This is a genomic window from Bradyrhizobium oligotrophicum (genome assembly GCF_051168495.1).
GTDB classification, from domain to species: domain Bacteria; phylum Pseudomonadota; class Alphaproteobacteria; order Rhizobiales; family Xanthobacteraceae; genus Bradyrhizobium; species Bradyrhizobium oligotrophicum_A.
This window is the reverse complement of the sequence record NZ_JBNPVB010000006.1, coordinates 1-16,532: the sequence shown is the minus strand read 5'-3', so window position 1 is coordinate 16,532 and position 16,532 is coordinate 1. Positions and strand designations below refer to the sequence as shown.

General features: G+C 64.6%; 16 protein-coding genes. 8 read left to right on the top strand and 8 right to left on the bottom strand.

Annotated elements, in window-relative coordinates; all coding sequences use genetic code 11:
• The first annotated feature begins 10 nt into the window (after positions 1-10).
• A complete protein-coding gene (locus ACQR1B_RS13610) occupies positions 11-919 on the top strand; it encodes an acyl-CoA acyltransferase (protein ID WP_434832915.1) in 909 nt (302 codons plus the stop codon).
• Positions 920-964: 45 nt separating this feature from the next.
• Here ACQR1B_RS13610 and gmd read toward each other — a convergent pair whose 3' ends face one another.
• The gene (gene gmd, locus ACQR1B_RS13605; protein WP_434832914.1) at positions 965-2,056 is read right to left on the bottom strand and encodes a GDP-mannose 4,6-dehydratase; all 1,092 of its coding nucleotides are present in this window, start codon (positions 2,054-2,056) and stop codon (positions 965-967) included.
• A gap of 222 nt (positions 2,057-2,278) precedes the next feature.
• Between gmd and ACQR1B_RS13600 the strand changes: the two genes are divergently transcribed.
• Together ACQR1B_RS13600 and ipdC are read left to right on the top strand one after the other, a co-directional pair.
• Positions 2,279-2,479: a hypothetical protein gene (locus tag ACQR1B_RS13600; RefSeq protein WP_434832913.1), complete on the top strand. Its 201-nt coding sequence runs from the start codon at positions 2,279-2,281 to the stop codon at positions 2,477-2,479.
• A 139-nt stretch (positions 2,480-2,618) separates the two neighbouring features.
• Entirely contained in the window at positions 2,619-4,256 is a 1,638-nt protein-coding gene (gene ipdC, locus ACQR1B_RS13595) for an indolepyruvate/phenylpyruvate decarboxylase (protein ID WP_434832912.1), read from the top strand.
• 11 nt (positions 4,257-4,267) lie between these two features.
• Here the strand turns inward: ipdC and ACQR1B_RS13590 are convergent, their stop codons facing one another.
• Both ACQR1B_RS13590 and ACQR1B_RS13585 read right to left on the bottom strand, forming a co-directional pair.
• Positions 4,268-4,672: a hypothetical protein gene (locus tag ACQR1B_RS13590; protein ID WP_434832911.1), complete on the bottom strand. Its 405-nt coding sequence runs from the start codon at positions 4,670-4,672 to the stop codon at positions 4,268-4,270.
• Positions 4,673-4,825: 153 nt separating this feature from the next.
• Entirely contained in the window at positions 4,826-5,974 is a 1,149-nt protein-coding gene (locus tag ACQR1B_RS13585; RefSeq protein WP_434832910.1) for a hypothetical protein, read from the bottom strand.
• Positions 5,975-6,287: 313 nt separating this feature from the next.
• Between ACQR1B_RS13585 and ACQR1B_RS13580 the strand changes: the two genes are divergently transcribed.
• Positions 6,288-6,866, top strand: coding sequence for a response regulator transcription factor (locus ACQR1B_RS13580; RefSeq protein ID WP_434832909.1), 579 nt, complete (start codon positions 6,288-6,290; stop codon positions 6,864-6,866).
• A gap of 121 nt (positions 6,867-6,987) precedes the next feature.
• Here ACQR1B_RS13580 and ACQR1B_RS13575 read toward each other — a convergent pair whose 3' ends face one another.
• The 5 genes from ACQR1B_RS13575 to ACQR1B_RS13555 form a co-directional block, all read right to left on the bottom strand.
• Positions 6,988-7,233 carry a hypothetical protein gene (locus tag ACQR1B_RS13575; RefSeq protein WP_012030458.1) on the bottom strand — a complete coding sequence of 82 codons (246 nt, stop codon included), beginning with the start codon at positions 7,231-7,233 and terminating at the stop codon, positions 6,988-6,990.
• Between the two features lie 259 nt (positions 7,234-7,492).
• Positions 7,493-10,045 carry an ATP-binding protein gene (locus ACQR1B_RS13570; protein WP_434832908.1) on the bottom strand — a complete coding sequence of 851 codons (2,553 nt, stop codon included), beginning with the start codon at positions 10,043-10,045 and terminating at the stop codon, positions 7,493-7,495.
• 6 nt (positions 10,046-10,051) lie between these two features.
• Positions 10,052-10,207 (bottom strand): hypothetical protein, encoded by a 156-nt coding sequence (locus tag ACQR1B_RS13565; RefSeq protein ID WP_434871319.1) that lies wholly within the window; start codon positions 10,205-10,207, stop codon positions 10,052-10,054.
• 187 nt (positions 10,208-10,394) lie between these two features.
• Positions 10,395-10,784, bottom strand: a complete 390-nt coding sequence (locus ACQR1B_RS13560; protein WP_434832907.1) for a response regulator — start codon at positions 10,782-10,784, stop codon at positions 10,395-10,397.
• A gap of 263 nt (positions 10,785-11,047) precedes the next feature.
• A complete protein-coding gene (locus tag ACQR1B_RS13555; RefSeq protein ID WP_434833126.1) occupies positions 11,048-11,770 on the bottom strand; it encodes a Crp/Fnr family transcriptional regulator in 723 nt (240 codons plus the stop codon).
• Between the two features lie 737 nt (positions 11,771-12,507).
• Here ACQR1B_RS13555 and ACQR1B_RS13550 point away from each other — a divergent pair.
• The 4 genes from ACQR1B_RS13550 to ACQR1B_RS13535 form a co-directional block, all read left to right on the top strand.
• Entirely contained in the window at positions 12,508-13,296 is a 789-nt protein-coding gene (locus ACQR1B_RS13550; protein ID WP_434832906.1) for a histidine kinase dimerization/phospho-acceptor domain-containing protein, read from the top strand.
• Positions 13,297-13,574: 278 nt separating this feature from the next.
• Positions 13,575-15,125 carry a flagellin gene (locus ACQR1B_RS13545; RefSeq protein WP_434832905.1) on the top strand — a complete coding sequence of 517 codons (1,551 nt, stop codon included), beginning with the start codon at positions 13,575-13,577 and terminating at the stop codon, positions 15,123-15,125.
• A gap of 211 nt (positions 15,126-15,336) precedes the next feature.
• Positions 15,337-15,732: a flagellar biosynthesis repressor FlbT gene (gene flbT, locus ACQR1B_RS13540; RefSeq protein WP_434832904.1), complete on the top strand. Its 396-nt coding sequence runs from the start codon at positions 15,337-15,339 to the stop codon at positions 15,730-15,732.
• Between the two features lie 243 nt (positions 15,733-15,975).
• Positions 15,976-16,532, top strand: a 557-nt coding sequence (locus tag ACQR1B_RS13535) for an Hpt domain-containing protein (RefSeq protein ID WP_434875130.1), incomplete at its 3' end; no start/stop codon positions are given.

The window sequence follows — 16,532 nt, the reverse complement described above, 5'->3', positions numbered from 1 at the left end:
GTGATGTGGAATGCAGCCGATCAAGAAGGCTGAGGTAGTGACCGAACGGCCTGCGCAGGCCGCCACCGGCGTGCGCATTCGCGAAATCACGCCAGCGGACCTCGTGGCCGTCGCTGCGCTGCTGACGCGCGGATTTGACTTTCGCAGCGAAGCCTACTGGCTGCGCGGGCTCCGGCGCCATGCGGAGCGGCCGCGGCCGGCCGGCTTTCCGGCCTTCGGCTATTGTCTCGATCATGGCGGCATTCCGGTCGGCGTCATCCTGCTGCTGTTCTCGAACGTGCGAGCCGGTGACGGCGCGACGATCGTCAGGGCCAACGTTTCGAGCTGGTATGTCGAGCCGGCCTTCCGTGCCTTCAGCTCGATGCTGGTCCGCGCGGCGACGCGCAACAAGACCGTGACCTATTTCAACATCACGCCGGCGCCGCATACCTGGCCGCAGGTCGAAGCCCAGGGATTTTCGGTCTATTGCAAAGGTCAGATCTACGCCGCGCCGGTCCTGTCCCGGCCTCTGGCCGGCGCGACGGTCAGCGAATACGCCGAGAGCGAGACCGACGGACTATCTTCCTACGAAGCTGATCTGCTGCGGCAGCATGCCGATTGGGGCTGCCTGAGCGTGGTCGCGCGCGAGGCGGACGCGGCCCATCCGTTCGTGTTTCAGAAGCACCGCGTCAAGCGTGTCCTGCCGGTCTACCGTCTGCTGTATTGCCGCGACATGGCCGACGTCGCCCGGCTCGCAGGCAACATCGGGCGTTTCCTGCTCCGTCGCGGCGGCGTCCTGGCACGACTCGATGCAAACGGGCCGATGACAGGCCTCGTCGGCTGGTACTCGGACGAGCGCGGCCGGAAATACGTCAAGGGTCCGCACCCGCCGCGTCTCGGCGACCTCGCATTCACCGAGGCCGCGCTGTTCGATGCGTGAAGCACGGTCGCAGCAAGATCGCAGGTCTTCCCGGCGGGTGCCTGCTCATTCGTGGCGGGCGAAATAGCGGAAGCCGTGCTGCTTGATCAGCTCGTCGCGCTTGGCAGCTTCGAGATCCTCTCGGATCATTTCGCGCACCAGCTCCTCGAACGTCGTTTGCGGCACCCAGCCGAGCTTCCGCTTGGCCTTGGAAGGATCGCCGAGCAGGGTGGCGACCTCGGTGGGCCGGAAGTAGCGCGGGTCGATCGAGACGAGACATTTGCCGGTCGCGGTATCATAACCCTTCTCGTCGGCGCCACGGCCCTTCCACGCCAGCGTGAGACCGATTTCGGCAGCCGCGAGATTGACGAAATCGCGTACTGAGTGCTGCACGCCGGTGGCAATGACGTAGTCCTCGGCCTCGGCCTGCTGCAGCATCATCCACTGCATCTCGACATAATCGCGCGCGTGGCCCCAATCGCGCAGCGCATCGAGGTTGCCGAGGTAGAGATGGTCCTGCAGACCGAGGTGGATCCTGGCCAGCGCGCGCGTGATCTTGCGGGTGACGAAGGTCTCGCCTCTGACGGGTGACTCGTGGTTGAACAGGATGCCGTTGCAGGCGTAGAGGCCGTACGCCTCGCGATAGTTCACCGTGATCCAGTAGGCGTAGAGCTTGGCCACGGCATAGGGCGAGCGCGGGTAGAAGGGAGTGGTCTCCCGCTGCGGGAATTCCTGGACCAGCCCATAGAGCTCAGACGTCGAGGCCTGATAGAACCGGGTGTCCCTCTCGAGCCCGACGATGCGAATGGCTTCGAGCAGCCGCAACGGTCCGAGCGCGTCGGCATTGGCGGTGTACTCCGGCTCCTCGAACGACACGGCCACATGGCTCTGGGCGGCAAGATTGTAGATCTCGTGCGGACGGACCTCACCGACGATGCGGATCAGGCTGGACGAGTCCGTGAGGTCGCCATAGTGCAGGCGGAACGGCGGATCAGGCTCGTGCGGATCGAGATAGAGGTGGTCGATGCGATCGGTGTTGAACAGCGATGAACGCCGCTTGATGCCGTGGACCTCGTAGCCCTTGCTGAGCAACAATTCGGCGAGATAGGCACCGTCCTGACCCGTGACCCCGGTGATGAGTGCGCGCTTCCTGGCCATGAAAGATCAGAACTCCCGGCATGGTCTCTTTTCGTTCGGGGCTACTCCCGCTTGCGTCCGATTCGCTGATGTCTATCCGCGATGGACCAGCGCGACACCGACGAAGCGACACCGACGAAGGCATCGCGCGATGTCCGCTGCCGCCGGGCGTGCTCCGTGATCGCGGACACAGTCCCGGAGGCCTGGGATGGCGCATTCTCCTCGCCAACGGAGGAGGTAACCATGTCCTACATTCTCGATCTGGTGCTGGCGGCGGCGCTCCTGTTCTTTCTGTTTCTGCCGATCACGGACCGCAGGACTGTCATGATGAAGCTTGGCATGATGATGGCGGCCGTCATCCTGTTCGCCGTGGCGGTTGCGGTGCCGCACGCCGCCGAGCCGGCCCCTGCATCCGTCCACGCCGTGCTGCTGTCCCACGATTGATGTACCGATATCCATGCCGCGGCGCCCGGGACGGCCGGGCGCCGGCAGCCGGAATTCTCCGAGGAGCTTCGTGATTTGGCAGTATCTCCCTCATCGTGTAGCACCGGCGCAACGCCACGCTTCCCTCAGAGGGTTTCGGATGCCCGCTCTTGCCCATGTGCTGCTTGCCGCTCTGAAGGACCACGGTGCCCGCGAGATCTTCGGCATTCCCGGTGACTTCGTGCTGCCGCTGTACAAGGTCATCGAGGACAGCAAGATCCTGCCGAACGTCACGCTAAGCCATGAGCCGGCGGTCGGCTTCGCGGCCGATGCCGCCGCCCGCTATCATGGCGGCCTCGGCGTCGCCGTCGTCACCTATGGCGCCGGCGCCTTCAATATCGTCAATGCGGTGGCCGGCGCCTATGCCGAGCGCTCGCCGGTCGTGGTGATCGCCGGCGCGCCCGGCGCGCGCGAGCGGGTGTCCGGCTTCCTGCTGCATCACCAGGCCCGCACCGTCGACACCCAGCTCGCGGTGTTCAAGGAGATCACCTGCGATCAGGCCGTGCTCAGCGATCCCGCGACCGCGCCGGCCCAGATTGCCCGCGTGCTGCGCAGCGCCAAGGAAATGTCGCTGCCGGTCTATCTCGAATTCCCGCGCGACATGGTCGATGCCGAGGTCGAGCCGGTGGTGCCGCTGCCGCCGCGGCGTGCCGATCGCGAGGCGCTCGACGAATGCGTCGACGAGATCCTCGGCCGCATCGCGCGCGCGGAGCGTCCGGTGATCGTCGTCGACGTCGAAATCCGCCGCTACGGCGTCGAGGACAGGATCGCCGCGCTGGCACGCAAGCTCGGGCTGCCGCTGGTCACGACCTTCATGGGGCGCGGCCTGCTCGACAAGGCCGACGACGTCGTCGCCGGCACCTATCTTGGGGCGGCCGGCAATCCCGCGATCACGCAACTGGTCGAGGACGCCGATCTCGTGCTGATGCTCGGCGTCATTCTCTCGGATACCAATTTCGCGCTGTCAAACCGGGCGCCGGATCCGCGGCGCATGATCCTGGCGGCCAGCCGCGAGGTGCAGATCGGCCACCATGCCTATCGCGACATGCCGCTCGGCGATCTCATCGATGCGCTGGAGGCGCGTGCGGCGCCGCGGACGGCCGCTGCGGGCTTGCCGCGGCAGCGTTCTGTCTATCCACGCGGCCTCGCCGCCGATGGCGAGCCGATCGCACCTTCGGACATCGCGACCGCGATCAACGACATGTTCGACCGTCACGGCCGGATGCCGATGACGTCCGATATCGGCGACTGCCTGTTCACCGCGATGGAGATCGACAACACGGCGCTGGCGGCGCCGGGCTACTATGCCGGCATGGGGTTCGGCGTGCCGGCCGGCATCGGAGTGGCTGCGACCGGCCTGCGGCCGCTGATCCTGGTCGGCGACGGCGCGTTCCAGATGACCGGCTGGGAGCTCGGGAACTGCCGCCGCTACGGCCTCGATCCGATCGTCGTGGTGTTCAACAATTGCAGCTGGGAGATGCTGCGGGTGTTTCAGCCGGAGTCGCGTTTCAACGATCTCGACGACTGGCACTACGCCGACGTCGCCAACTCCATCGGCGGCGCCGGGGAGCGCGTCAGCACCCGCGCCGCGCTGGTGGCCGCGCTGGAGCGCGCCGTGCAGCGGCGTGGCCAGTTCTCGCTGATCGAGGTGATGCTGCCGCGTGGCAAGACCTCGGATACGCTGGCGCGCTTCGTGGCCGGGTTCAAATCGGCCCGCGAGCGCATGGCGCGGGGGTGAGTGTCGCCGGCCTACTGCATGGCCTTGTCGTGATTGGCCAGCCCGACGGCCTTGTAGTCATAGGTCGGATAGAATTCGGTACGGTACGGCCCCCAGGCCGTGCTTTCGAAGATGCGGTTGACCTCGCGCAGGCGCGACGCGGGCAGGCGCAGCGTCACGACCTGACCGATCCCCATCATCACGTACCAGCTCACCACCTCGATGCCGGCCGGCGGAAACGCCTTGTAGAAGCCCTGACGCTCGAGCTGCGCGTTCAGTTCGCCGAGCGGCCGCGATTGATCGTGTTTCAGGAAGACGGTCAGCAGCACGGTATCGTCCGCCGTCGCGACCCGGGCCGGTGAGTCGGCCGCACTCTGTGCGCCTCCGTCCGAACTGACCAGCGCGGCGCACGCCATCGCCAGTGCAACAAGCACCATCCTGCTCGCTCTCACGTCAGCCTCCGTCGTTCCATCGATCGAGATACGATCGCATCATCGGCGGTATGGCCGGCGCTGTAAATTCACGACCGCGAATCGAACGATGGGACATCGTCCGCGTGAGCGGAGGCCTGCACCCGAAGGGCGCCGCTGTTAGCCGGTGGCTGAGCGCAACGCCGTCTTGATGGCGTCGCGGCCTTTCCAGGCGATGTAGCTGAGGCGATCGCTGAGCGAGCGATGGCTGCGCAGCCGGTTGGAGCCGAGCACGTGGCCGACTTCGTCGGGGAAGCGCTTGATCTCGGCCTGGACCATCTTTGCCGTACTGGTCATGATCGCGTTCAGGCGATTGCCCCATTCCGACTCTTCGATCCGGTCGATGCGGACCTGGATCGCATATTCGATGTCGTAGATGCCGGTCAGGATCTCCTTGGCGGTCACGACGCGGTTGTTCTTCAATGCGACCCGGAGAGCGAGCCGCTTGTCCTCCAACTGGTCGAGCACCATGGGCACGGTCATGGCGTAGGGCGTCGACATGACGTCGGCGACGTTCTTGGTTCGTGCGGCCTTGGTTGCGAGACGCATCACCTGCCACGGCTCCTTCAGTCGCTTGGCGACGTGCGTCAATGCAAAGGGGATGGCCTCCGGCTGCTTCTTGCGGAGGCCGTCGAGCAGCAGCACCATCTTCTTGACCTGCGGGTCGTCGAACTCCGCGATCCGGTCGGGCAGCGAGTCGGCGAACTTCGCCAGTTCGTCGCGGGCGCGCAACGCCTTCATCAGCTTGACGACGTCGTCGAACACGGACGGAGATGCCGTATAGGCCTTGAGCTTGCCGCGGACCTGCTCGATGCCGTCGGCACGGGACAGGACGCCTTCCAGGGACTTCGTCACCTTGGTCTGGAAAGCGCTTGCCGCCTGGCGAATCTCGCGCTGCTTGTCCGCGGCGATCAGATCCTTCATCTGCGCGTTGTAGTCGCGGGCCATGGTCGGCAACAGATCGCGCGAAATCCATTCCCAGATCGGCGTCAGCGAGCCGCGGGCAATGCGGCCGTCATTGGCGTGCTCGGGCGAGCCGTCGACGAGGAGCTGCTCGACCGGCATGAAGAAATGGCGCGACGGATTGATCGTCCGGTTGCCGCTGGCGCCGTCCTTGCGGATTTCGGCGCGCAGCAGGGCCTGCAGGTCGGACGAACCGGGCATGTCGACCCCGCTCAGCTCCAGCCGTTCGAGCTCGCTGAGCAGACAGCTCCGCGTCAACGGCGACAACCGCTGCAGGAATTCCCAGATCCGGTCGACGGGGCCCATTGTCGTGTCTGGCTGTCAGCTCGAGGTCTCAACGGCTCGTCTCGGGGACGAGAACCGCCGCATCGAACCACGAAACAGTTGGTACCGAATTAATATCGGTAAACAATCCTAGCAATGCGCGATGAAGTCGCTCGTGCAGCCGGGCCTGTGGTCTCGGCGCACCGGCGCGGCACCTCTCTGGACGAGATCAATACTCGGGATATTCAACTTGTAAGAGAAATCGTCGACTCTTGAGCGAGTTACAGGAATATCCCGTATTGTTACGGGTTCCAATATTAACCATGTTGAACCCCGGGCTGCGCCATCCTGGGGCATGGCACAGCTCGGCAACAGCCTTTCGGACGATCGCGCCGGATCCATCGCGGCCGACGCGAAGGTTAACGACCATGACCTCGCAGGGGTCCGCGACAGCGGGCTCGCAGCCGAGGATCAGGACATGCTGGCCCTCGCACGTCAGCTCAACGGGTCGCTCACGGCGCTGATGCTCTACATGGGCGAGATCAAGCAGCGCAGCGATGAGATCGCCAGGAGCTCCGGCGAGCGCCGCCACGTCCAGATCGTGGTGGACAACGCGCTGCTGCAGACCGAGCGCGTCTGTGCTCTCGTGAGCAGGATCTCCGGGGCGAAGGGACAGATGGGTTCGTTGTCGCAGGCGGCTGCGGTTGGCGAGCAGGAGCCGGTGCGCTCCGGCCGTGCCGCCAAGTTGCTCACGCCGCGCGAACGAGAGGTTCTCAAGCTGATCAGCGAAGGCCATTCCAACAAGGAAGGCGCCTTGCGCATGGGCATCAGCCCCCGCACGTTCGAGAGCCATCGGGCCGAGGCCATGCGCAAGCTGGGCGCGCGCAACACCGCCGAGCTGGTGCGCGCCACACTTCTCAACCAGATCGGATGATCCGCGATGCGCGCATGCCGTGCTCGCGCTTTCGGGTCTGGGGTGTGAGCATGAGGCCGCGCTGTCCAGGCGCCTCATCCGATCCGTCGGACGACGGATGGTGACGCCCGCCGACGAACGGTCAGAAGTAGTCCTCCGCGAACGGACGGACACGGGAGGCCGGCCGCAGCGGCGCCTGGGCCTTGGGCGGCGTCGGTACGATGGTGATCGTCCAACGCGGCGGTACGCTCGCTTCCTTTTCCATGACTGAACGCACGTGACCGGTGATCGTCGCTCCGCCGGATTTCACGGTCGCGGTCCGGCCGTTGAACTGCGCAATTCGGAAACGCCTGACTTCCTTCTGGTCGGCGGTTTCAAACGTAAACATGGGACACATCTCCTATGTGTCCGGAGTGTCGCAGCTCATGATTAGTTGATCGTGAAAATCGTGAGCCGTAGAAGTACGGCGTCAACCCATTGTAAGGGAATACGAAAATCGCATTCTGCGGATCCCTGCCGTGAACGTCTCGTTTGCCTTCTCGGACCGATGCTGTCGGGGCTGAGTGGGCGGCGGCAGGCAGCGATGCCGTGCCACCGGCAGCGGCCGTCGTCACTCAGCGACGAGCGGCATGCCGGTCGCGCGCGCTTCAGTATTGCAGTTCCTGGGCCCGGGCCGCCGTGTAGGCCGCATCGATGTTGTCGAGCAGTTCGGAATACTCTTCGGCCGACAGCCGGGGCGCGCTCTTTTCCAGCGCCAGCGCATGGGTCGCGAGCCGCCTGTAGCCGAAGGTCCCGGCCGCGCTCTTGAGCGAATGCGCCTCGCGGCCGATCTTGATGCGCTCGCCGTCGAGCGACAGTTTGCGGAACAGCTTCAGCCGCGCGTCGGTCTCGCTGAAGAACACATCGCGGATCTCCTGCGCCGCATCATCTCCGATCTCGCCGACCAGTTCCGCATAGGCTTCGCGATCGAGCGCCGGCTCGAGAGCCACCTCCGCCTCCGCGGAGATGGCGGCCGGCCTGGCGTCCTGTGCAGCCGGAACCAGTGGGGCGACGTCGGATGCTACGGTCTCCACGATCGGCGTCGGGGCGGGCAGCACGCGCAGGATGGCTTCCACGAGCGCCTTCTTGCGTGCTGGCTTGACGACGAAGTCGTCCATTCCCGCCTCGCGGCAGGCGCGGATGTCTTCCATGAAGGCATTCGCGGTAAAGGCGATGATCGGCACGTTGGAGCGGCGTTCGCCGCGCGCGCGGATCGTCCGCGTCGCCTGGAAGCCGTCCATTTCCGGCATCCGGACATCCATCAGGATCAGGTCGTAGTTGAAGCGGCTGGCGGCCGTGACGGCCTCGGTGCCGTCGCAGGCGGTATCGGTCTGGATATCGAAATCCTTGAGCATCTTGGTCGCGACGAGGCGGTTGGTCGGATTGTCGTCGACCACCAGCACACGCAGGGGCCGGCCGTACGCCGCGATCCGGCTCTGCAGCGAGGCGTAGATGCTGTCGTCGTTCTGCTCGGGCACCGCGACGGTCTCGGCGATCGGCAGCGTCAGGTGGAAGGAGAAGGTCGAGCCGCTGCCCAGCGCCGAAGTGACCTTGATCTCGCCGCCCATCTGTTCGGTGAGGCGCTTGCAGATCGCAAGCCCGAGCCCCGAGCCGCCGAAGCGGCGGCTGATCGAGTTGTCGGCCTGCACGAAGTTCGCGAACAGCGAGCCGATCTTGTCGGCCGCGATGCCGATGCCGGTGTCGGTCACCGACCATTCCACGGTCGCCTTCTCGTCATCCTTGCGGATGCAGCGCGTCGTGACGACGATTTCGCCCGACGATGTGAACTTGACCGCGTTGGAGACGAGGTTGAGCAGGATCTGCCGGATGCGGCCGGCGTCACCGACCAGCGCGGGCGGGACGGTCGGATCGCCGACATTGCGCAGTTTCAGATCCTTGGCCGAGGCCCGCGGCCCGATGATGCTCAGCGTGTTGTGGACCAGGGCTTCCGCGGAGAACGCGATGTCCTCCAGCGACAGCTGGCCGGATTCGAGCTTGGAGAAGTCGAGAATGTCGTTGAGGATTTCGAGCAGATTGTCGCCGGCGTTGTGGATCGCGACCACCGAACGGCGCTGTTCCGGATCGAGATTGGTCTCGAGCAGCGTGGTGGCGAGGCCGAGCACCGCATTCATGGGCGTGCGGATCTCGTGGCTCATCATGGCGACGAAGGTCGACTTCGCGGCATTGGCGGCCTCGGCCGCCTCGATCAGGTGCTCGTGGCGTTCCCACCAGCGCGAGATCAGGACCGCGGCTGCGAGCACCGCGATCGCGCTCATCAGCGACGTGATGACCAGCAGCGTCGCCATCGCGCGCCAGGCCTTCAGCACATGCTGTTCGGGCACCGAGACGACGATCATCGCAGGATAGTTCGGCAGCATCTTTGCCGCCCGCAACCGCATCTCGCCGGTTCGGCCGGAAAGCTCGCGCAGGACGCCGCCCGCCGACAGCGCGCGCTGTCCGAAGCCCGAAGTCGGCTTGCCGATCTCGCTGGTGGGCGGGAAATGCGCGAGCAGCATGCCGTCCTCGCGGATCAGCGACACGGCCGCCTCCAGCCCCAGCGAGGTCGAGCCGAAGAAGTTCTCCAGATAGGGCACGGACATGGCGCCGAGCATCATGCCCATGAAGTCGCCATTCGAATCGTCGAGCCGTCGGGCGAAATAGATGTTCCAGGTGCCGTCGCCGCGGTTCTGAACCGGCGTGCTGACATAGGTCTTCATCGTCGGGTCGGCCTTGAGCGCCTTGTAGTAGTCGCGGTCGGCGATGTTGACGTCGGGGATCGGCCAATAGCGTGAGAAATTCAGGAGCTTGCCGCGGCTGTCGATCAGCGTCACCGCATCGATCTGCGGCAGGCCCGCGATCTTTTCCTTGAGCAGCAGATGGGTCTGGCGGTCGGAGGCGATCTTGCGATAGGCGTCCTCGTCGAAGGCGCCGCCCCGCGCAAGATAGTCGCGGACGCTCGAGAGGATGAGGTCGACGGATTTCAACGAGCGATCGGCGTTCTCGGCCAGTGTGAGGCTGTGGCGGCCGAGGTCCTCCTCGGCATGCTGAAGCGCGTTTTCGCGCAGGTTGCCGAGGAAGAACAGGTTGCTGCCGGCGATCACGCAAATGAGGACGAGCGCGATCGCGGCAGGCGCTCCCAGGAAGCGTTTCTTGTTGCTCATTGGCCGCTACCAGCCCGCCGCTCTGGCGTGAGAGGCGGCCTCGCCGAAGCCGGCCGGGGCCTGCGGTACGATGGATAGATGCACGTGGTCATCTTCGATCACGAGGAGGTCGTTGCGCATGAAATCCCTGTCCCGTTGCCAGCCCGGCGCGGTCATCGGCAAGCAGGGTCTTGTCTAGCGATCGGCTCTGACCCCCTCGTAAATTTTGGTTTCCGTACAACTACGGAAGCGAGGGGCCGGTGACGGAGCGCCGCCGTCCCGGCGGCCGCCCAGGTGGGTGCCGGCCGCGCACGACGCAACGGCCGGACCCCGGTCCGGCCGTTACACGCAACGCGCCCGAAAATGGCGCTCAATCGGCGGGGCCGAACACGGCTTCCATCTTGGTCTTGAGGGTCGCTGCGTTGAACGGCTTGACGATGTAGTTGCTCACGCCAGCCTTCTTGGCGGCGATGACGTTCTCGGTCTTGGATTCGGCCGTGATCATGATGAACGGCGTCTTCGACAGCTCCGGGCTGGCGCGCACCTCGCGCAGCAGATCGTAGCCGGTCATCGGCTCCATGTTCCAGTCGGAAATCACGAGACCATACTTCTTCGCCTGCATCTTGGAGAGCGCGGCCGATCCATCGCTGGCGTCGTCGACGTTCTCGAAACCGAGCTGCTTCAGCAGGTTGCGGATGATCCGAATCATAGTGGCGTAGTCATCGACCACCAGGATCGGCATCGACAGATCAAAGGCCATGTCATTACTCCGCGCGTTTCGCCAAAAGCCGAACACGGGCGAGATAGATCAGCACGAACATTATTCGACGCTTCTTGGAACTCGCGCTCGTCAGCACGTCGACAATTATCAGCGCCCGTTGAACAGCGCGTTAATTCCGTGCGGGCGGAGGGGACTGATCATGCCATGGGCCGTAGTTGTACGGAACCGTGTCCGAACGGCGAACCGCAACCGACGAGCGCCCCATGAGGGCCCGGATCTTGGCTGTTCGCAGACCGGGCAGCTCACGGCAGGCTGCGGGGACGCACCAGCTTTTCGTATTGTGCCTTGACCGCGCCGTAGCATTCGCAGGCCGTTTTCTTCAGCCCCTCCAGGTCGATGATCTCGATGTGGCCGCGGCTGTAGTGGATGAAGTCCGCCTGTTGCAGGGTGCTCGCCACCAGCGACACGCTGTTGCGCCGCGCGCCGATCATCTGAGCCAGCGATTCCTGGGTGATGTAGAGCTTGTTACCGCCCGACAGGTCATGCGTCTGCAGCAGGCAGCGAGCGAGCCGGGACTCCACCGTGTGAGCCGCATTGCAGCCGGCGGTCTGCTGGCTCTGAACATAGATGGCGAGCGCGTGCCGCAGCATCAGTGCGCGGAAGGTCGGGCTCTGCTCGGCGGCCGTCCGCACCCGTTCGATGTCGATGACCGAGGCGGCGCCAGGCACGAGCACGGCGGCGCTGTTGATCACCACGGGATCGCCGCCGGCCAGCAGCGACATGCTGCCGAAGAAACTGTCCCGGCCGATCATGGCAACCTGCACGCGTTCTCCCCGCGCCAGGTTCACGACCAGAGAGATGACGCCGCGATGAGGGAAGTAGATGCGCGCGAGCTTCTCCCCGAATTCGGCGAGCACCGAGTCCTGCACCAGATCGACGGTCCGCAGATAGGGGCGGATCAGTTCGAAATCATCGTCGGCCAGCGACGACAGGAAGCCGTTCGGAGAACGCAAGCCAGGGTCCAATGCCATCTCCTGCATTGCAGTATCGGAAGCCTCTCGGAGCTCAATGCACTCATGGTTCCATAGAACTGCGTCCGGCCCGCTGACAAGAAAAATAACCAGGTAAGATTCCCAGTCGTCGTCATTGGCTCGTGCTGTGCTCGTTGTCGTGCAGACGTGCGCACGAGTGGCGCCGACCCATCCACCGTCGCGCCTCCCCCACCGGGCGATTTCGCTTGAGCGCAGCCTGTATACAGGCCGCGCATCGCCTCATCGGCGCTGATGCCAGGTCGCTCTGCACGTGAGCCGTTCGGCGTGCGGACTCATCGCAATCTCTTGCAGCTCTCTCGCAGGCTTCGAATGTCGCCGCTCGGATGCGCGCCATGGCGCAGCGGTCTGCGGCCGCGATTGACAGCCGACGTCTTGAGGCCAAAATCGCTAACAAGCGCGCTGATTCGTTGACGGATCCTTCTCCGTCGGGGTGCATACTCTGTATCGGATAGAAGGCTTCGGCCCGCCTCCTGCTTTCGGTGGTGACGATCTGGTCGTCGTTGCCGGAGCGAGGTCTTCAGGCTGATGATGCATCCAGCTGGAGCGCGATCAGTGGTCAGCCAGTCAATGGTCAGCCAGTCAATGGTCAGCCAAGCAATGGTCAGCGATGACGTTGAGCGTCATGACGAAGCTGAACAGCGTAGCGGCGTCCGCCCGTATGCGTTGTCCCGGCAATACCGCCGTTTCCCTCAACAGGTAGCTTAGGACTCATGGCGCTTCCCCATCATCAAGTGGCCGACCATTCGTCATCAGGCGAGAGTGCAGAATCCCCAGAGCCGGACATGCAGGACGTCAATCCGGGACTGGCGATCGTCGGCCAGGTCGCCGGCGGCCTTCTGCATGACTTCAACAACATTCTCACGGTGATTACCGGTACCATCGACATTCTCGCCGAAGCCGTCGAAGACAGACCCGAGCTCGCGGCGGTGGCGCGTCTGATCGACGAGGCTGCGACGCGCGGAGCACGATTGACGTCGCAGCTGCTGTCGTTTGCGCGAGGGCGCCCGCCGCGTCCATGCATGGTCGAGTTGTCCGAACTGCTGACCGACGTCGGACGACTGCTTCGGCCGACGCTCGGCACGGACGTCGAGGTCACGACGTCGGTGGCGGAGGATGTGCCGGCCGTCTTCGTCGATCCGGGCCAACTGATGGCGGCCTTGCTGTGCCTCGCGATCACCGCGCGCAACGGCATGAGCACCGGTGGCAAGATCGACATCGCGGCGGCGCGTGCCGGATCGCTCGCAGCAGATGGCCTCGCCGACCGCGAGGGTCAGGATCGCGATGTCCTGATCGTGTTGCGGGCCTCGGCATCTGAAGAAGGCGCGGCGCGCCACGATCCCATGTTTCACGACATCCGGATGGTCGAGGATTTCGTCAGGCGCTCGAATGGCCGTCTCACGCTCCGGGAGCCGCGCGGCCCGGCTGCGAGCGTCGAGATCGCTCTGCCGCGGATGGCGTCCGATCCGGATGAGCGCACGGGCCACGGCGCTCATCGTTAGCAACGCCCTAACGACGAACAATGCGCGTCCGCGCGATGGCACGGTGGCGATGGTCGTGGTCGCCGTCACCTGACAAAAACAGGTGAAATGCGGCCGATATCAGCACATTTGTTCGAATTGATTAGCGGCCGATTAGGATTAACGACGGCCGCGAGACCGCTGCACGGCCGTTCAGAACTCAATTTAACGAACGGGTAGGATTCCGAGGACCAGTCTGCCCCGTCGCCGACAGAACGGTTCGGCGATCACTACTCTTGTTCATCCAGAAGGGAATGACAATGTCAGGTATCGTACTCTCGGCGTCGGTCCGCCAGAATCTGCTCTCGCTGCAGTCGACGGCTCAACTCCTCGCCACCACCCAGAACAACCTCTCCACGGGCAAGAAGGTCAACTCGGCTCTCGACAATCCGACCAACTTCTTCACCGCGCAGGGTCTCGACAACCGCGCTTCCGACATCTCCAATCTGCTCGACGGCATCGGCAACGGCGTGCAGGTGCTGCAGTCTGCCAACACCGGCATCACCTCGCTGCAGAAGCTCGTCGACAGCGCCAAGTCGATCGCCAACCAGGTTCTGCAGAGCGCGGTGGGCTACTCCACCAAGTCGAGCGTGACCTCTGCCGCTCTCACCGGCGGTACGGCGACCAGCCTGATCGGAGCGAGCTCGACCGCTGCTACCGGTACGGCCGTGCTGAACGACAACACCTCGACTGCGGTGGCGATCACCGGCTCGACCAAACTGTCGGGTACGGCGGGCACCGCCTCGAACAACCTGGCCACCGGCATCACCTCCGGTGAGACGCTGGTCGTCAACGGCACCACCTTCAGCTTCGTCACCGGCACGTCCTCGTCGGGCACCAGCATCGGCATCGGCGACAGCGTGACCAACCTGCTGTCGGCGATCCAGACGGCGACCGGCGTGACCGCGTCGATCACCGCGGGCGCGATCACCCTGACGCCGCCAGCGGCAGGACTGACGCTTTCAGGCAGCAGCGGCACCTTGGCCAAGCTCGGTCTCAGCGCGGTCGGCGACGGCCTCTCGGGGCAGACATTGACGATCGGTGCCACAGGAGGTGGGACGGCGACGAGTATCACCTTCGGCCTGGGAACAGGGCAGGTCAACTCGTTGAACGATCTCAACGCGAAGCTTGCCACGAACAACCTGCAGGCGACCGTCGACTCGTCGACCGGCAAGATCAGCATCACCACCACGAACGACGCGGCCTCCGCCACGATCGGCACGATCGGTGGCACCGCGGCAGCGTCCAGCCAGGCCTTCAACGGTCTGACGGCTGCGGCTCCGGTGGCTGATACGACCGCCCAGACGCAGCGGGCGAGCCTGGTCTCTCAGTACAACAACGTGCTGGCGCAGATCAACACGACCGCGGCGGACGCCTCGTTCAACGGCATCAACCTGCTGAACGGCGATACGCTGAAGCTGACCTTCAACGAAACCGGCAAGTCGACGCTGTCGATCACCGGCGTGACGTTCAACTCGGCCGGTCTCGGCCTGGCGAGCCTCACCTCGGGCACCGACTTCCTCGACAACAACTCGGCGAACAAGGTGATCGGCGTGCTCAACTCGGCGAGCTCCACGCTGCGCAACGAGGCGTCGACGCTGGGTTCGAACCTGTCGGTCGTGCAGGTCCGTCAGGACTTCAACAAGAACCTGATCAACGTGCTGCAGACCGGCTCGTCGAACCTGACCTTGGCCGACACCAACGAGGAAGCGGCCAACAGCCAGGCGCTGTCGACCCGCCAGTCGATCGCGGTGTCCGCGCTGTCGCTCGCCAACCAGTCGCAGGCGAGCGTGCTGCAGCTCCTGCGCTAAGGCGCAGCGGCACCATCATCAACGGAGGCGGCGGGGCTGGCCCCGCCGCTTTCGGCTCGAATGTCCGGGACTAACACCGGTCTGGTTCGACGTCGACGGATTCCGCGAGCAAGCGCGAGAATTGCGCGCAAGGGCAGCGTCGTTTCGACGAGAACGCAGCCCGCCGGCGATGCCGCTCCCGAAAGGAGACTCCCGAGAGGAGATCTGGGCCATGCCCCTGCGGGTCGAACTGAAGCCGTTCGAACGTATCGTGATCGGCGACAGCGTGATCATCAACTCGAACACGCGTGCGCGATTCATCGTCGAAGGCGATGCGCCAATTCTTCGTGAGCGCGACACGGTCACCGCTGAAACAGCTGATACGCCGGCAAAGCGCCTGTATTTCTGCATCCAGACCATGTATCTGAAGAACGACGCGATCCGTCATCGCGCGTCCTACCTGGCCTGCATGAACGAATTGCGGACGACGATGCCGGGTACAGCGCAGCTTGCCGAGGCCGTGGATCGTCATGTCGCGGCCGGCGCTCTCTACAAGGCGTTGAAGGAGATCAGGGCGCTGATCCAATGCGAGGGCCCTGCAATGGCGCCCGACGAAGTGGTGCCTTGAGGTCCGGTTCGACCAGCTCAGCTCTCGAAACGAACGGCAATTCCGTATTTGCACGGACGTTAAAATTAACGGGACGGAGAAAAGCTCCGCCTAACGATGGCACCAAGGAAAGTCCGTTGAGCCGAACCGAGCGACGGGTGGTTTGATCCGCACGTCGTGGTGAAACTACTGGACCGACCATCGCTCTGACAGGATCAGCGGTCGCCCTGCGATCGCAACGCCACCTCTTGGAAGGCCAGTTTCATGGACGATCTGTTGCGTGAGTTCCTGACGGAGACCAGCGAGAGCCTGGATACCGTCGACAATCAATTGGTGCGGTTCGAGCAGGAGCCGAACAACGCCAAGATCCTCGATAACATCTTCCGCCTGGTGCACACGATCAAGGGGACCTGCGGCTTCCTGGGCCTGCCGCGGCTCGAAGCGCTGGCGCACGCCGCCGAAACCCTGATGGGCAAATTCCGCGACGGCATGCCGGTGACCGGCGAGGCCGTGACGCTGATCCTGACCACGATCGACCGCATCAAGGACATCCTGGGCCAGCTCGAGGCCAACGAGGCCGAGCCCGAAGGCGAGGACCGCGACCTCATCAGCGAGCTCGAGGCGATGGTCGAGCGCGGCATGGCGGCGATGGCAGCAGGGGCGGCGGCGCCCGCACCCGCCGCAGCGCCAGAAGCGGCCGCACCGGCTGCGGCGCCGGCCAAGCCCATGACGCAGGGCAGCCTGATCGACCAGACGCTGGAACGGCCGCTGCGCCCCGGCGAAGTGTCGCTCGACGAACTGGAGCGCGCCTTCCGCGAGAC

Excerpts from the sequence above, each read along its gene's own strand:
- ACQR1B_RS13575 (WP_012030458.1), bottom strand. The coding sequence starts at position 7,233 with ATGTTTACGTTTGAAACCGCCGACCAGAAGGAAGTCAGGCGTTTCCGA.
- ACQR1B_RS13545 (WP_434832905.1), top strand. The coding sequence starts at position 13,575 with ATGTCAGGTATCGTACTCTCGGCGTCGGTCCGCCAGAATCTGCTCTCG.
- ACQR1B_RS13585 (WP_434832910.1), bottom strand. The coding sequence starts at position 5,974 with ATGGGCCCCGTCGACCGGATCTGGGAATTCCTGCAGCGGTTGTCGCCG.
- ACQR1B_RS13570 (WP_434832908.1), bottom strand. The coding sequence starts at position 10,045 with ATGAGCAACAAGAAACGCTTCCTGGGAGCGCCTGCCGCGATCGCGCTC.
- gmd (WP_434832914.1), bottom strand. The coding sequence starts at position 2,056 with ATGGCCAGGAAGCGCGCACTCATCACCGGGGTCACGGGTCAGGACGGT.
- ACQR1B_RS13600 (WP_434832913.1), top strand. The coding sequence starts at position 2,279 with ATGTCCTACATTCTCGATCTGGTGCTGGCGGCGGCGCTCCTGTTCTTT.
- ACQR1B_RS13580 (WP_434832909.1), top strand. The coding sequence starts at position 6,288 with ATGGCACAGCTCGGCAACAGCCTTTCGGACGATCGCGCCGGATCCATC.
- ACQR1B_RS13550 (WP_434832906.1), top strand. The coding sequence starts at position 12,508 with ATGGCGCTTCCCCATCATCAAGTGGCCGACCATTCGTCATCAGGCGAG.
- ipdC (WP_434832912.1), top strand. The coding sequence starts at position 2,619 with ATGCCCGCTCTTGCCCATGTGCTGCTTGCCGCTCTGAAGGACCACGGT.
- ACQR1B_RS13560 (WP_434832907.1), bottom strand. The coding sequence starts at position 10,784 with ATGGCCTTTGATCTGTCGATGCCGATCCTGGTGGTCGATGACTACGCC.
- flbT (WP_434832904.1), top strand. The coding sequence starts at position 15,337 with ATGCCCCTGCGGGTCGAACTGAAGCCGTTCGAACGTATCGTGATCGGC.
- ACQR1B_RS13590 (WP_434832911.1), bottom strand. The coding sequence starts at position 4,672 with ATGGTGCTTGTTGCACTGGCGATGGCGTGCGCCGCGCTGGTCAGTTCG.
- ACQR1B_RS13610 (WP_434832915.1), top strand. The coding sequence starts at position 11 with ATGCAGCCGATCAAGAAGGCTGAGGTAGTGACCGAACGGCCTGCGCAG.